The sequence below is a fragment of the Aquimarina macrocephali JAMB N27 genome, from assembly GCF_000520995.1.
Lineage (GTDB): Bacteria > Bacteroidota > Bacteroidia > Flavobacteriales > Flavobacteriaceae > Aquimarina > Aquimarina macrocephali.
On sequence record NZ_JACA01000057.1, the window covers coordinates 13,924 to 29,474 of the forward strand.

Sequence of the window (15,551 nt, forward strand, 5' to 3'; positions counted from 1 at the left end):
AAGAATTTTACTTCTATAATATACACAATCCTAAAAAATGAAAAATTGCATTACATTATACATTTCTTTTTCCTGGTTTGTATACTGTTATGGTATCGTTTTGAAAAAATTAAGGTAATTTTTTGTTTAAAAAACCAAGATAGTAAAAGTAAGAGGAATTCTTGGTAGGAGTTTTATAAATAGAAAATGGGATTACTGGTTTTTAAAACAGGAATACTGTTTTGGTATTAGAGAAGCTTAAACTTTATTGATGGTTTTAAAAAAAACATTCCCTAAATGATTCCTATACAAAATCAATAATTTACTGAAGCAAAATTAAGAGCTAGTAAGAAAATATGTAGGCAATAATAATTAATCTAGAATTTAAAATAATTATCCTACTTTTACACATACAATGGATTTTAAACATCAAATTTTATTTTTATTCAGTGCTTTAGGAGCTCTTAATGGACTCTTGTTATCTTTTTATTTTACTTTTAAAAAAAACAATTTATTTAACTACTTTCTTTCTGCTCTTTTATTCGTTTTAAGTATAAGAATATTAAAGTCGGCTTTCTTTTACTTCAACCTTAACCTGTCAGAGTTATATATTCAAATTGGTTTGTCCGCGTGTTTTCTGATTGGTCCATTTCTGTATTTTTATATAAAAAAAACTTCAAAAAAGTACAAAAAAGCAAATAGTAATTGGCTATACCAAATTATTATATTCTTGGCCATAATAATTACGATTGGTATTAATTATCCTTATCGTGAAAACACCCTTTTGTGGTCTAATTATTTTGTAAAAATAATTTACTTCCAATGGCTAATATATATTATTCTTTCTGGTTTTTTATTAAAAGAAGAATTAACCAAACTGCTTTCAAAAACAATAAAATTAGGTGATATTGAGGTTTGGAGATTGAGTGTGTTTTTAGGGGTTTCATTTATATGGATTGCATATAGCATTGGCTCATATACTTCTTACTTAGTTGGTACTTTATCATTTTCATTTGTTTTTTATTTGTTTTTACTATTATGGTTTTTTAATAGCAATAAAAGTTCTGTTTTTTTCAAAAATCAAATTAAGTATTCCAACAAAAAAATTGACCATGTAGATGCAAAATTGATTAATGTCAATTTGACAAAATTGATGAACGAAAAAAAGTTATATGCAAATCCTAATTTAAAATTATCAGATGTATCTTTTGAACTAAATATTTTACCACATACTTTATCTCAATTTTTAAATGATAATTTAAATAAGAGTTTTCCTTTTTTTGTAAATGAATATAGAGTAAAGAAAGCTGAAGAAATATTACTCTCCAATAATAAATTAACCATTGAAGCCATTGGGAATGAATGTGGCTTTAAATCTAATTCTACTTTTTATTCAGCATTCAAAAAAATGAAAGGAGTTACTCCTGCAAAGTTTAAAAAAACAAATTATTTAAACGGTCATATTTCTCCGAATTTATAAAATCGAATTTCTTATTCTCAATTTCCTAATAGTTTTTAATCCGTAAATCGTAGTATTGTTAAAATTTCAAATTACGGATTAAAAAAAATAGAGTGTTATGAAAAATTATATAGTTTACATAGTATGTGTGTTTTTTACAATGCATGTTTCATGTCAAGTAGCTATAGAAAAAAATATAAATTCAAAGAATATAGAAAAACAAATAGATTCTATTTTTCAAAAATATAATAACTCAAAAACTCCTGGAATCGCAATTGGTGTTGTTAAAAAAGGAGAATTAATTTTTAGTAAAGAATATGGTATGGCTAATTTAGGGTATGACATTCCCGTGTCAGATTCTACAGTATTTACATTATGTTCAGTTTCCAAACAGTTTACTGTACTAGGCTTAATGCTTTTAGTTGAAAAAGATTTGATTTCCCTTAATGATGATATCCGAAAGTATGTACCGGAATTACCAAATTATGGGCATATTATAACATTGAGGCATTTAGCAAATAACACTAGTGGCTTACGAAGTAATCTTCAATTGCTTGGTTTAAAGGGATATACTGCTGATGATATGATTACCCAAAATACTGTTGACCAGGTTATTTTTCGTCAAAAAGAATTGAATTTTATACCTGGAGATGAATATAATTATTCAAACTCTGGTTTCATTTTATTAGCAAAGGTGATTGAAAAAGTGAGTGGAAAACCATTTAGCTCTTACATAAAAGAAAATATATTCATACCTCTTGGAATGCATAATTCTTTTGTGATGGACAATTATCAGAAAATTGTAAAAAACAAAGCGCATTCGTACGGATTAGGGGAAGATAAAAGCTTTGTGTTTTCACCTTCAAATTATTCATATGTCGGTGCTTCTGGTATTTACACAACCTTAGAAGATTTTTCAAAATGGGCAGCCAATTTTGATAGTATAAAAGTTGGTAGTCAAGATATATTTGATCAAATGAATACTAAAGGTGTACTGAATAATGGTAAAGAATCTTTTTATGCTTTGGGACAAATAGTGCAAGACTATCATGGTTTAAAAAGAATATGGCATTCTGGTGGAGATGCAGGTTATAGGTCTTATATAGGAAGATTTCCAGATCAAGAAACTACAATTATTTTATTAAGTAACAATGCAAGTGTTTATGCAGAAGGAGAAGCCTTAAAAGTAGCAAATTTATTTTTGAAACCATTTTTTAACAAAAGTGAAACAAAGATAAAACAAGAAAATCAAAAGCTTAGATTTATAAATCTATCGTTGAAACAAAAAGAGAAGTTAACAGGGTCTTATTTGAGTAAAAACTATGAGATTATTAGAAATATTCAAATCCAAAATGACACATTATTTTATGTGCGTCCAAATCAAGGGAATCGAAAATCAGAACTTAAACCTATAAATGCAACTAAGTTTGTTTTAGGTACTAATAAAGACGTACAAGTAAGTTTTAAAGACAAGCAAACTTTAAAGGTTTTAGTAAATAACGAAGAAGTTGAATCTTATTATAAATACGTTCCTAAAGTTTATACTACTGAAGACTTACAAGAATTTACAGGTAAATACTATTGTGATGAATTAGAAATAATTTATGAACTTAAGGTTGAAAATAATAACCTGATTATTTATAATTCAAAAATTGGAACAATTAAAATAAATTCATTAAAAGAAGATGTTTTTATAGGTACTAGTTGGATATTTAATTCTTTAGTTTTTGAAAGGAGTAAAAATAAATCAGTAATCCTGGGATTTAGAGTTTCTGGACAACGCGTGAAGAATATGTATTTTAAGAAATTGAAAAAAACATCTTTGTAAGGTTTCGGTTAGAATAATAGGCAAGTAGAGTGTTAATAGTTTAGAATGATTGTATTGAATTCTATCACTTTTTAGTTCTACATAATAGTAAAAACGAAACGAGCCAATACCATATATAATTAATTGCTAGTTTAAGCCAAGCCTATTTACGAAAATCTTAGCGGATTTTCTATTCCAGTTTTCATTTGCTAACTTTGATGCTTAAAATTACAACTAATCTTATACAAACACATTATAAAGTATAAAAACAATTTTAGCAAAAGAACCAAATAGTTTTCAAAAGGTATAATTGATGCACACTTATAGAACTTAAAAACTAGAAGGGGTACAATAGTTATTTATTTGCTAAAACCAATTGAATTATAAACATGAGTAACGAAATAACACCGGAAGAAAAACTCCTAATGGCTCTTTTTGGAAAGACTGATCCTAAATCTAAAAAAGGAAAACAGAACAAAGAGAAAAATGAAAGTATTCCTGTAGTTTGGAAAAACTTCATTGATATCACTGATATCCAGAACCTACGAGATCAGCTAATAGCACATTTATCTATTTTAGCAGATACTCCTGAATGCAAAAAAATTCTAACAGATATAATTAACCGTGCTAGTAAAGTTGAAATTGTCGGTAATAGACTCGTCATTTCTATTCTCACTGTTTCTAATGAAATTGGTAAATTGGTTTGTTCAGCTCCTTCCAGAAGAGACAATTCAAAATTTCCAAGTTCATACCAAGAGATTCTTAAAATCCACGATGGTTTTTCATTTCCAGATTCAGGACCTGCAGCTTTTGACACTAAACTTGGTCCGTATGCTCCGATATTTTTAAATGGAAAAGATGTGTTTACGATGTATGACCCTGATAGTTCTGAGGAGGACGAACTTGTTGCAGTCATTGACACGCATCAAGATTGGTTTATATTGGATGAACAAACCAAATTGTCTATTGATAAACCTGCAGTAAGATTTTTAAGTCATGGAAGTTCTAAAAGTGAAATAATAAGTAAAGACTACAGTATTGGAGGGCATTTTTTACGTTTAATAGCAATAACTATATTAGGACGTGACAAATCTTATCTGAAATTGTTTCAACGATTTTTTTAGAATCTATTAATTTAACAGATATTTGAATATTGGCTTATGAAAAGGAATGAATAAATATAGAGTTAAATAACACTTCTTAGCACGAAAATTAAAAGTATTAAAACGACTTTTTATTTGAGGCGTTGACAAATATTTGAGAAAAACGATGATTGAGATTAAAAAGGCAGGTAATTCGACTGAATTTAAAACCATAGAAAAATTGGCAACTGAAATTTTGCACGAAGTTTACGACCCAATAATTCCAGCTGAACATACTAATTATTTTTTAGCGGAATTTCAATCAAAAAATGCAATTGAAAAACAAATTAAAAATGAAAATTTTAGCTATTTTCTCTTAAAATTCAATACTAAAAATGTTGGATATTTAGGAATTCAAGAACTGAAAGGAAAACTGATTTTAAGCAAAATCTATATTTTGAAATCGTTTCGTGGACTGAAAATCGGAAAAACAGCGTTGGAATATGTTAACGGATTTGCAACGAATAACAGAATTGAAAAAATTGAGCTAATTGTTAACCAACAAAACCAAAATACGATTAATATTTATCTAAAAAACGGATTTAAAATAGTGGAATCAATTGTAAACTCGTTCCCCAATGGACATTCTGTTGAGGATTATAAAATGGAAAAAATATTGATTACGGAATAAAAACGATTTGCCAACAATGTATCCTATCTAAAGTTCTTTCCCAAATCTATAGGTTAAAAACACGATATTTAACCCTGTAACTAACTTATATTAAATATCTTACACTGCTAGATTATTAATAACTCCAATATAGCGTTGTCAATATTTCAATGATAGCCTATAGTAACCCTGTATCCTATATGTGGTATGACACAAGATCATCCACCAGCATCTCTATGATTATAATTGGCAAACAAGGCAGCTTGATATAAAATGTGATAACGGTTTAAAGCTTCCCCCACGTTGTTTAATTGTACTATTTTGTACCAAAAATATTGTCGATTTTTAGGCTTATCGTTCTTATTTCTTCCAACTTACCACTCTGAGGTCTGTTCTAATAATAGCATGAATACGACTCAATAACTTTCTTGTTACCTTTACTAAAATCCTCTTGACGCCTTTACCCTGTTGAGATCGATAATATTCTTGCATCATAGGGTCAAAACGTAAAGATTGCCAAGTAGTGGTTTCTACCAGGTTTTAAAAGAATTGTAGAAATTGCTAACACCTCAATTCTATCATTAGAGGATACACACACTACTATAGTAAATATATAATGTTTGACTCATAAAAGTCTTTCGAGTACTTAGTCTGTGATTATTTTGGCGGGTAAGGAGAAGGTATTAGCGATACAAAACCAGTATCTGAAAAACTTATAAGTGACTAGAAGGAATTAGGAAACAATTTCTGATACAGTATCTACCATTAGCAATTTTCTGATATCAATATAATAACTTAGATTTGTGGAACAAGAGCCGTATAATAGGAGACTATCACATACGGTTCTGTGAGAGGCTCGGGATGAAATTCCCCTTGCCTACTCGATTACTAACGGATTATATCCAATTGAAAATATATGAGTTTATTAAATCAATACTGTTTCAATAAGGGTAACTACTATCTGAATACTGCAGGACCTACAAAATCACCGAAAAAAGTGTGGGAATTAAGTAATTTTCAAGCTAAATCTGCTCCTTTGATTTATGATAATGTTTTATACTTATGTATAGATAAATGTTTTATTGCAATTGACCCTGAAAATGGCAACACTCTCTGGGAATATAAAATACCCGGACAAGCTACTATTCCTGTTTTTAAAACAGAACACGTTTTTTTTGGAGGATATTATAGTGATAATTATGTATACTGTCTAAATAAAAACACAGGAAAAGAAATATGGAAATATAGGACAGGATCAAGTCATTCTGGTGTTCAGAGAAACCCTTTAATATCTAAAGATTCCCTCATTTTGACGGCAGGAAAAACAATTCATGTTTTAGATATAGTCACAGGAAAAAAAAGATGGACTTTAAATTTAAAAAAGAGAATCGGATATAATACCCTTGTAGTTACCGATGAAAAAGCTTATGCTATAACATATGAAGGACCAAATAATCTTTTTTTGCATTGTATAGACCTCGATTCAAGGAAAGAGTTGTGGAAAACTAAAGTTTCCAAACCTATTTCAGATCCCATATATATAAATGGGGATTTGTACTTTTTAAATTGTGAAGGTGATTTGTGTTTTGTAGACCAACAAACTGGTGAAATATCTAGAACTAAGATCATAAAACTAAAAAAAGAAGCATCTCATCTCTTTCTAGTGTATCATGATGGAATTTTACTTATTGTATGTGATTATTATATTCTGGCTAGAGATCTAAAAAGTAATACGTGGTTATGGCATAAACATATAACTGGTAAAATAGGAAAACCTATAGTGAATAGCTCCGTGGTATATTTTGGGTCAATGCGGTGCGGAATTTTTGGTCTTGACATAAAAACAGGAAAGGAAAAATTTAATATAAATACAAATGTTAGATCAAAATTTGCTTGTAGTATTGGCGCAAATAAATTGTTCTATGCTGGTTCTATGAATGAGCATGAACTAACCGCTTATAAATGAGTATTAAACAAGGTTTAACAAAACTTAAACTGCATTTAATACAGCATAGCTAAGGCGTTTTACCTACGTAGAAAAACTTACTAAGTCAAAATTTCCGTATCAACCATTTGTACTGAATGGTCCGTTTCATCATACTTGCATTATGAATTCTAAATACAATAAAGAAGAAGTTATTAAGAAAGGAATGAGACTCTTTTGGACAAAGGGTTATCATAACCGTAGTATTGGTGAATAATTTTTATACATAAACAATATTTGTTCGTATTCGATTAGCAAAGTAGATGAAAAGACTGATTTGAAGTTGGACAAGAAAGAAGAAAAGAACAAACAAAAACTTAAAGAGACGTTACAAATGTCATCACAAAAAAATGAATGGAACCTTATCCAAGGTATTAGAGCAAGAACGTATCAAATGCTACAAACCACATTCAGTTGTTTTTTTCTCAAATGATTGCTCACAAATCACATCATCGTGGTCAGATAGTGTCAACAATAATGTGGAATGGTTTAAAGATAGACAAATCTGTGAATTTCTGATTGTGCAATTGAAACAGAAAGTAAAATATTGGAAATAAAAACAGTAAAAGAAAATTATTCTTTTTTAAGAAGAATAGAGATGTAACCTTATTGTCAGGTAAATCTTTAAGCACTTTTTTTTGTTTTTCTTTATGAATGGTCATTCATGATTTTTTCAAGATCATTCATTGCTTCAGAATAAATAGTCGTCCTTTAAAAAGGGGGTTGGTAATTTAGATTTGGTTAAAATTTTGGCTATATCTTTGAGTTTTACCATTGATTTTCCCATCTACAGCCATCATGAAGTTAATACTATCACCTATTTGTTCTTTAAGGAGGTTTTAGGCTACCTTATGATCTGCTTCGAGATGTCCGAATAAATATAACAACTCCAGTTCAATATTGTAAACGATGTTGGTATCAACTCTCAGGTAGCTATACCAGGTATAAGCCAGGCGAACCCAGCTCCTTATTCAAGCTACAATGCAGAGTATTTTAACTACAGCATAAGCGATACCCATACCCATCCACAATGCAATCAGTTAAAAAGCAATGGAAACCAGTATAAGATGTGTAACTACCATTTCAAACAATACAAAACAAAAAATGCAAGCATTACCATGTGTGTAATAGGTATATCACCACAAAGCTATAAAAAGAATAAAAACTGTATTATCTAAAATATTCTTAATCTTAAGAAAAATAATCCCGTTTTAGGGCATCATACAAGATATCCCTAAATTACATATATTTAATCAAAATTAAAGGTAGTTTTAGACGGACTGCCGTTATGTCTTATCAAAACAGAATCTCAAATAAGAATGAATCAATCTCATTTTTTAAAAAGCATTTTTAAATCTGAAAATTTTAATTCGAAGGAATTAGAATTGATTTTGATGCAGTTTGAAGAAGTAGAATTCAACAAAAACGAATACCTTATTGAAAAAGGCAAAGTAGCGAATTATTACTTCTTTTTAGAAACAGGATTCTTACGATCATTTACCATTGATATTGAAGGAAATGATGTAACAACTAAATTTTTCTCAAAAAATGATATTGTAATAGATTGGCATTCTTATTTTTTAAAGAAACCATGTAAAGAATCTATCCAAGCATTAACAAAAGGAAATTGCTGGAAAATTAGTTTTAACAACTTTATGAAATTATTCAGTATAGAAGCATTTAGAGAAGTTGGTAGAACCAGATTGATTAACAATTATTTTGAATTAAAAAACCATTCCATATCTATAATTGCGGATCAAGCAAAAGATAGGTATCTACATTTATTGAAAGAAAAGCCTTCAATAATTCAAAATATTCCTTTAAAGTATATCGCCACCTATTTAGGGGTTACTGATACTTCTTTAAGTAGAATTAGAAAAGAAATCACTTTATAATATCAATTATGTTTTCAACACAAGTACCTATTACTTTCTCTATCATTTTTTTGTTGGCATTCTCATTTCCTGTTATAATGGTAGCTCATTTAGCAAAAAAAGGTAGAATTAAAAACGGATTTTGGATAGTTCTTGGTTTTTATATTTTATATCTATTCACAGTGGCATTAGCAAGTTTTAACCGTTTTTTTGATGATGTTATGTTACCACCAAAAATAGTATTAACCACTACACTTCCTTTAGCAATATTTGTAACCATAGTTTATAATACAAAAGCTTGTAAAAAGACAAATACTATTTTAAAACTAGAAGATTTAGTCAAGATTCATATTTTTCGACTTATTGGTAGTACTTTTATAATTCTTTCAATGTTTGATTTATTACCAATAGTATTTGCTCTTTTCGCTGGTATTGGAGATTTGTTAACTGCCATATCAAGTATTTTTGTGGCAAAAGCTATCCGAAATCAAAAAAACTATGCGAAACAACTCACATGCATCTGGAATACTTTTGGTCTTGTTGATATTTTAATTACCTCTGCTATGGCTATTATATTCACTAAAATAAGTATAGATAAAGGTATTCAAGGTGTAGAGTTTTTAGCAGAATTTCCATTTTGCTTTATTCCAGCATTTGCACCACCAACTATTATATTTCTTCATTTATTGGTTTATCGCAAATTATCTTCATAAAAACAATCTGATTCTTATTTCTTGTCATAGGCAAAGATTTTTCTGTTTTTACTCTTCTACTTTTGATGTATTGTTTAACATTTAAAAACTAAAAGAGATGAAAATGGAACAAACTTTTATGATGATATTCAGGTATAGTTCTAATCCTGATAACAAATCTACAACTCAAGAAATGCTACAAATGAAAAAAGATTGGGACAATTTTATAGGGAACATTGCTATTAAAGAAAAGTTAGAAAGCACACATCAATTAGGTTATGGTGGAAAACAAATTTCTGCTGATTTAAACGTATCTGATGGAATTCTAATTTCTCAAAATAAAACGATTAGCGGAAATATGATTGTTAAAGCTAACTCTATAGATGAAGCTGTTGTAATGGCGAAAGATTGTCCTATTTTGAAAATAGGAGGCTCTGTTGAAGTTCGAAGTATTATCCCAATGGAGCACTAATGGAAATTAAAAAAATTAAAAAAATGATACTAACAATACTTGCAATCATATTAATACTATTTTTTGGTATTGGATTATATAATGCCAATAAATTAAAAAATATTCACATCCAAACAACGGTAAATATTAATGCCGATATTCAGACAATATTTGATAATGTTCTATACCTAAAAAACTTTCCGAAATGGTCGCCATTTTATGAAGTTGACCCAACACAAAAAATAGAAGTTAAAGGAAATGATGGAGAAGTAGGCGCTCAATTTCATTGGAATGGTAATAACGGGAAAGACCTAGGTTATCAGGAAATAAAGGAAATTAAACCTTTAGAATATATAAAAATGGAATGTGATATTCAAAAACCTTTTAAAGCAAATCCTACTTTCGAATATTCTTTCTCTAATTTAGGGAATATGGTTAAAGTCACACAGGATTTTGATCTCAAATCTGGATTAGTGGATTCTTTCTTTATGTGGCTTTTTGGAGCAAAGAAGAATATGGAGAAAATGAATGAAAGGGGAATGGAACTTTTGAAAGCTAACAGCGAAAAATAATAAGGCATAATAACAATGTATCCTATGTAAAACCCTTTCCCAAGTCTGAGATTAAAATACAATATTTAACATTCTAATTAACTCATATTAATGATTTTATATTATTGGATTGTTGGCAACACTATAATGGCGTTACCAACAATCCAATAATAATCTATAGTAACTCTACATCCTATATATGTGGTATGACACAAAATCGTCAACCAGCATCCCTATGATTATAATTGGCAAACAAGGCAACTTGCCATAAAATGCGATAACTTTATCTTTGTTAAAGCTTCACCCACGTTGTTTAATTATCCTATTTTGCACCAAAAAGTATTGTTGCGTTTTTAGACTTATAGTTCTTATTTCTTTTCAACTTATCACTCCTATCTGATAAGGGATGGGGGTCTGTTCTAATAATAGCATGAATACGACTCAATAATTATCTTGCTATCTTTACTAAAACCTTCTTAGCACCTTCACACTGGTGAGATCGATAATATTCTTGTTTCACAGGGTCAAAACGTAAAGATTGCCAAGTAGCTTCTATCAGGTAACTTCTCATTATACGGTTGGCTCTTGGTGTTAACCTAGAAGTAGTCGAATGATCTCCACTTTGGTGTACCGATAGGATCAAACCCACATAACTAATAAAAGCTAAGTTCTAAAATAAATATGATTGGTATGGTTATATTGTATAATAGATACAGATATTATGATTCCACAAGATTTCAGAGATTTTTTCATCAATTCAGACGCTTCTGTTCAACAACAGATTGTTTCCTCTTTGCTTGAACTATCGATAGAAACCTCGGTTTTAGTGGAGGATAGGGATAAAAAAGCATTTGATTGCCCTCATTGTTCTAGTAATAGAATACGTGCTAACGGCAAAAACAAATGAGTTCAACGTTATCAATGTAAGGATTGCCACAGGAATTTTAGTGAGACTACGGGTAAATTCTGGTTTGGTCTAAAGAAGAAAGATAAGGTTGATAGCTATCTATATTGTTTACTTTCAGGTTATAGTATACGCAAGAGTGCTAAGCAGGTAGGTATCTCCATTCAAACATCCTTTGATTGGCGTCATAAATTACTGACTTCCTTTCGGAGTGTTTCTGTAGAAGGGTTTGAAGGTATTACAGAGAGTGACGACCTTTTCTTTCCTTATTCAGAGAAAGGCAGCCATAATTTAGAGCGTCCTGCTAGGAAACGAGGTGAAAAAGCTAGTAAAGCAGGAATAAGTAATGAGAAGGTTGCTGTAATTGCTACTTGCTATAGGTCAGGAAACAAAGATTTCAAAGTAGCTACCAAAGGTCAGGTCGTATTAGTAAAAAAGATTTGGATAAAGCTTTAAAAGGAAAACTAGGCAAAGTAAAGGTTTTGTGTAGTGATAGCCATAGAAGTTATATCGCATTTGCAAAGAGTAGTAGTCTTACCCATAAAAAATTCAATGCCTCCAAAGGACAGCGAAGTGTAGATAAGATATATCACGTTCAGAATATTAATAATATGGATATGAGATTGAGAAAATTTATGGATTCAGTTAATGGAGTAGCTACTAAATATCTTCAGAATTATTTGAATTGGTTCTTAGTCCTTGAGAAAATCAAGAATTCAACCAATAGAATGGCAACAGCAGGCATAGCATTTACATCAAATACTGCATGGACAGAATTCAAAAATATAGCTGTAGAACATATCCTTTTTAGAACTTAGCTCTAATAAACTGTTTGAAGTTCTTAAACCTTCGTAAATCTCCCAACTCACAAAGGATTACAAACGTTACAATAGGATCTACTCACGGAACAGATCTAAGCAAATAGTAATCCTTTTTGTAATGTTTACGATAATATGCAAGGAACTTAACACTAACTCCCTATTGTTGTTTATCTACAAAATCAAAGGATAGTTCCTTTTATACCAATTCCTAAACTTATGCGACCAATGGGGTTGATCTAATTCTTTGGGAATCACTATAACTAAATACAACAATTACATCTTAATTTGGGTTTTAAGAATGATAAATTAAAAACAAAACATAAAAATTCGGCTCTGTGTTAATCCGAAAACTAGCATCTTTTCATACGCTAGGTTTCATACGCAGGGCGTCAAGCTGTCTAAAAACCTGCTATTCTTTTCTGTTTTATTTTTTTGTAATTTGAAGATATGAAATTTATTCAAGGAACTGATCGTAGCCAAACCCATCTTTTTCCAATTTCCTTAGAATCTTCAATCGACTCTGATAATGAAGTTCGACTTATTGAACTTTTTGTAGATAGTTTAGAGTTGTCAGAATTTGGTTTTAAAACTGATTTTAATGAAAATGACAGAACTACATATCACCCTAGTGATATTTTAAAACTATACATTTATGACTATCTCAATAAGATACGTTCATCACGAGATGCAGAAAAAACCTGTAAGCGAAATATAGAAGTAATATGGGTGCTAAAAACGTTACAACTTCACCACATTACCATTTCTAATTTTCGTAGAGACAATCCCAAGATCATCAAAAAAGTATCCAGAGCAACGATATTAATAGCGAAACATTTCGATTTAACAGAAGGAAAACTCATTGCCTGAGACAGCACCAAACTACATGCTTAAAACAGTAACAACAAAAATTTTAATCCAGAACTATCTTCTTGTGATGCTACTGATAAAAAACAAATCAAACAAGAAATCGAAAAACATACTAAACGTAAGCCAGATTATAAGCTACTGGAAAAACAACTCCGAGAAAGTAAGGAAACTCAAATCTCCACCTCTGATCCAAATAGTAGGTAAATGATTACCTGAAATAATATTACAGAGGTGGCATATAATATTCAAACAACTGTAGATGATAAACACAACTTACCCATTGATTATAAAGTAACCAATGACAGTAAAGCCATGGAAAACATGTTACAGCGTTCTAAAACTATTTTACAAAGTACTGATTTTACAACTCTTTTATGATAAAGGGTATCTAACAGGAAGTGAGTTTAAAACAGCTGATAATTTAGGGGTAGATGTAATGGTAGCTATTCCAACAGTAGCTGCACAAGCACCAATCCGGCATACAATTTAGATCAGTTCAGATATAATTCGCAAAACGATTATCATAGTGGTCCACGAGACAGTAAACTAACCACAACAGGTAAATGACATAAAGCAAAAACCTATTATTGGTTTAAAAGGTATACCACTAAAGATTGCAAGCAATGCCCAGTAAAAGATTAATGTACCATTGTTAAAGACGGAAAAGGTATTCAGAGAAGTGAATATCAAAGTTATACCAACCAAAATAAAGAGTATTTATCGAAAACGACAAGCTATTGTAGACCCCCTCATGGAACCATAAAACGCTAGTGGGAATTTAATTATATCATAACCAAAAAATACAAGCAAAGAGCTAATGCAGATATTGGGTTAATGTTTATAGCATACAATCTTAGAAGGGTTTTTAATATTATAGACAAAAATGAATTAAAAGAGTATTTCAAAAAAATCACCTCTTATGTATTGACCATAATAAGTGTAACTATAAGGAAAATAAGTTATTTTAAAGCACCTATATTTTTGAATAAATTAAGAGTAGTTTCTATTTAAAATCTCGCAAATCAACTTATATTTAACCAATAAAACCAAAATAACGAAGCTTTTAGACAAACTGACGTTATGAGGAATAAAAGAAGTTTAAGTATGTCAGAACCCACAGGGATTTTTATTGATGTAGAAATTGATGAAACAGATTTAAAAAAATTATTGAATCAAAAATTTGAAAAGGCTAGGTTTGGCAAAAAATTGGGCTATTATTTCAGTGAATTGCTATATCGTTCCTATACAAATGAAGCAGATTCGGTATTTATTTTTAACTATGATAAAAAATCTAAATACTGTTTTATAGGACTCTTACTTAACCATTTTTCAGATACCGATATTTTATTATTTCCAGAAGTTCTTGAAATAATAAGTTTGTTTAAAAAATGTAATTCTTCAAACTATGCTATAGTAGCATCTACTTTTTCTGAACTATTCAAAGCTTACTCTTTGAAACAAAACCAGGTTATAGCACAATCTCCAAATGATTTTTCAAAAGATGTGGTTGAGCAGATAATGAATAAGTTTTATTCTTTTAGTCAAGATCAGCAGTTTCTTAGTCCACAAAAAGCATTAAACAAACGGAACTTTTTTTACAAAAATTTTAAGAATTATTTTAAAAAATACCTGGTATATGCGGAAAAAGCAGAAAAGTCAATAAAAATAAAAAAAGCAACAAAAAATGATCCTTTTTTCTTGTTTGGGGACTTTTATACTTATGAAAACCGTGTTTTCTTTAAAAAAAAGGTCAATTCCTTTATAGAAATCCCTAAAGCTGACCCTCTTACCTTCAGAGAAGCTGGTTTATCCATATTTGCTGATAAAAACCATGTATTTGTACAAAAATGGGCTTTCCCCTTACCTAGCATAAACAGCTTTCTAGAGAGAAATTGGGAATATCAAATTATCAAAGGAATAGACAGTAAAAGTTTTGAGCCATATAAATATAAATTCGAAACCACCTATTGGAAAGATAAATATGCTGTATACTATGGCAAGTCAATAAGTGGAGTGGAACTAATTAAAATAGCGCAAGCAGATCGAGAAAGCTTTGAAGAATTAAATTTTGGGTTTGGAAAGGATAAAGATCATGTATTCTACCTTGACAAAATTATATCTCTTAATGCAAACCACTTTATTTTAAACAAGAATGGGTTTATTTACGATGACAGGAATATTTTCCATTACCAGAACCAAATTCCTCTCGATGTAAAAACCTTTAAAATTTTAGAATATGAGTCAGAACAAAATCCATTTATGGGGACGTTTATACTAGAAGATAGAAGTGGAAAGTATAAATATAACCGAAATTGGAAAGGTGAAACAATGAAGGTCATAATCGAGTAAACGGGTGACGGTTAAATAACCGCCACTGCGCCTCTCACACCACCGTACATACGGGTCTCGT

At 30.0% G+C, this 15,551-nt stretch carries 13 protein-coding genes and 1 pseudogene; 13 read left to right on the plus strand and 1 reads right to left on the minus strand.

Annotated features, from left to right (window positions below; all coding sequences use genetic code 11):
- Positions 1–394 precede the first annotated feature (394 nt).
- The 9 genes from Z054_RS0125010 (at position 395) to Z054_RS0125060 (ending at position 10,570) form a co-directional block, all read left to right on the plus strand.
- A complete protein-coding gene (locus tag Z054_RS0125010; RefSeq protein WP_024772749.1) occupies positions 395–1,459 on the plus strand; it encodes a helix-turn-helix domain-containing protein in 1,065 nt (354 codons plus the stop codon).
- A 97-nt stretch (positions 1,460–1,556) separates the two neighbouring features.
- Positions 1,557–3,266 carry a serine hydrolase domain-containing protein gene (locus Z054_RS0125015; RefSeq protein ID WP_084050586.1) on the plus strand — a complete coding sequence of 570 codons (1,710 nt, stop codon included), beginning with the start codon at positions 1,557–1,559 and terminating at the stop codon, positions 3,264–3,266.
- A 404-nt stretch (positions 3,267–3,670) separates the two neighbouring features.
- Positions 3,671–4,369, plus strand: a complete 699-nt coding sequence (locus Z054_RS0125020) for a hypothetical protein (RefSeq protein WP_152538671.1) — start codon at positions 3,671–3,673, stop codon at positions 4,367–4,369.
- A 145-nt stretch (positions 4,370–4,514) separates the two neighbouring features.
- The gene (locus Z054_RS0125025) at positions 4,515–5,018 is read left to right on the plus strand and encodes a GNAT family N-acetyltransferase (RefSeq protein WP_024772752.1); all 504 of its coding nucleotides are present in this window, start codon (positions 4,515–4,517) and stop codon (positions 5,016–5,018) included.
- A gap of 895 nt (positions 5,019–5,913) precedes the next feature.
- Complete coding sequence (locus Z054_RS0125030) at positions 5,914–6,963, plus strand: outer membrane protein assembly factor BamB family protein (RefSeq protein ID WP_024772753.1); 1,050 nt, start codon at positions 5,914–5,916, stop codon at positions 6,961–6,963.
- A gap of 1,337 nt (positions 6,964–8,300) precedes the next feature.
- The gene (locus tag Z054_RS0125045) at positions 8,301–8,876 is read left to right on the plus strand and encodes a Crp/Fnr family transcriptional regulator (protein WP_024772754.1); all 576 of its coding nucleotides are present in this window, start codon (positions 8,301–8,303) and stop codon (positions 8,874–8,876) included.
- Between the two features lie 8 nt (positions 8,877–8,884).
- Positions 8,885–9,568 (plus strand): hypothetical protein, encoded by a 684-nt coding sequence (locus tag Z054_RS0125050; RefSeq protein ID WP_152538672.1) that lies wholly within the window; start codon positions 8,885–8,887, stop codon positions 9,566–9,568.
- A gap of 97 nt (positions 9,569–9,665) precedes the next feature.
- Positions 9,666–10,019 carry a YciI family protein gene (locus tag Z054_RS0125055; RefSeq protein ID WP_024772756.1) on the plus strand — a complete coding sequence of 118 codons (354 nt, stop codon included), beginning with the start codon at positions 9,666–9,668 and terminating at the stop codon, positions 10,017–10,019.
- Positions 10,020–10,042: 23 nt separating this feature from the next.
- On the plus strand, positions 10,043–10,570 hold the full coding sequence (locus Z054_RS0125060; RefSeq protein ID WP_024772757.1) for an SRPBCC family protein: 528 nt from the start codon (positions 10,043–10,045) through the stop codon (positions 10,568–10,570).
- A 427-nt stretch (positions 10,571–10,997) separates the two neighbouring features.
- Here the strand turns inward: Z054_RS0125060 and Z054_RS32775 are convergent, their stop codons facing one another.
- Positions 10,998–11,207: a transposase gene (locus tag Z054_RS32775; RefSeq protein ID WP_084050588.1), complete on the minus strand. Its 210-nt coding sequence runs from the start codon at positions 11,205–11,207 to the stop codon at positions 10,998–11,000.
- 653 nt (positions 11,208–11,860) lie between these two features.
- Here Z054_RS32775 and Z054_RS29215 point away from each other — a divergent pair.
- From Z054_RS29215 to Z054_RS30590, 4 genes and pseudogenes are all read left to right on the plus strand, one after another.
- A pseudogene (locus Z054_RS29215) lies at positions 11,861–12,271 on the plus strand (IS1595 family transposase); the annotation flags it as partial.
- 450 nt (positions 12,272–12,721) lie between these two features.
- A complete protein-coding gene (locus tag Z054_RS30580; RefSeq protein ID WP_024772760.1) occupies positions 12,722–13,141 on the plus strand; it encodes a transposase in 420 nt (139 codons plus the stop codon).
- A gap of 298 nt (positions 13,142–13,439) precedes the next feature.
- Complete coding sequence (locus Z054_RS30585; RefSeq protein WP_024772761.1) at positions 13,440–13,631, plus strand: hypothetical protein; 192 nt, start codon at positions 13,440–13,442, stop codon at positions 13,629–13,631.
- 614 nt (positions 13,632–14,245) lie between these two features.
- The gene (locus Z054_RS30590) at positions 14,246–15,490 is read left to right on the plus strand and encodes a DKNYY domain-containing protein (protein ID WP_161635340.1); all 1,245 of its coding nucleotides are present in this window, start codon (positions 14,246–14,248) and stop codon (positions 15,488–15,490) included.
- Positions 15,491–15,551: the final 61 nt, after the last annotated feature.

Coding starts and splice junctions, on each gene's coding strand:
- Z054_RS0125010 (WP_024772749.1), top strand. CDS start 395: ATGGATTTTAAACATCAAATTTTATTTTTATTCAGTGCTTTAGGAGCT.
- Z054_RS0125015 (WP_084050586.1), top strand. CDS start 1,557: ATGAAAAATTATATAGTTTACATAGTATGTGTGTTTTTTACAATGCAT.
- Z054_RS0125045 (WP_024772754.1), top strand. CDS start 8,301: ATGAATCAATCTCATTTTTTAAAAAGCATTTTTAAATCTGAAAATTTT.
- Z054_RS0125030 (WP_024772753.1), top strand. CDS start 5,914: ATGAGTTTATTAAATCAATACTGTTTCAATAAGGGTAACTACTATCTG.
- Z054_RS0125050 (WP_152538672.1), top strand. CDS start 8,885: ATGTTTTCAACACAAGTACCTATTACTTTCTCTATCATTTTTTTGTTG.
- Z054_RS30585 (WP_024772761.1), top strand. CDS start 13,440: ATGACAGTAAAGCCATGGAAAACATGTTACAGCGTTCTAAAACTATTT.
- Z054_RS0125020 (WP_152538671.1), top strand. CDS start 3,671: ATGGCTCTTTTTGGAAAGACTGATCCTAAATCTAAAAAAGGAAAACAG.
- Z054_RS0125060 (WP_024772757.1), top strand. CDS start 10,043: ATGATACTAACAATACTTGCAATCATATTAATACTATTTTTTGGTATT.
- Z054_RS0125055 (WP_024772756.1), top strand. CDS start 9,666: ATGAAAATGGAACAAACTTTTATGATGATATTCAGGTATAGTTCTAAT.
- Z054_RS0125025 (WP_024772752.1), top strand. CDS start 4,515: ATGATTGAGATTAAAAAGGCAGGTAATTCGACTGAATTTAAAACCATA.
- Z054_RS30580 (WP_024772760.1), top strand. CDS start 12,722: ATGAAATTTATTCAAGGAACTGATCGTAGCCAAACCCATCTTTTTCCA.
- Z054_RS30590 (WP_161635340.1), top strand. CDS start 14,246: ATGTCAGAACCCACAGGGATTTTTATTGATGTAGAAATTGATGAAACA.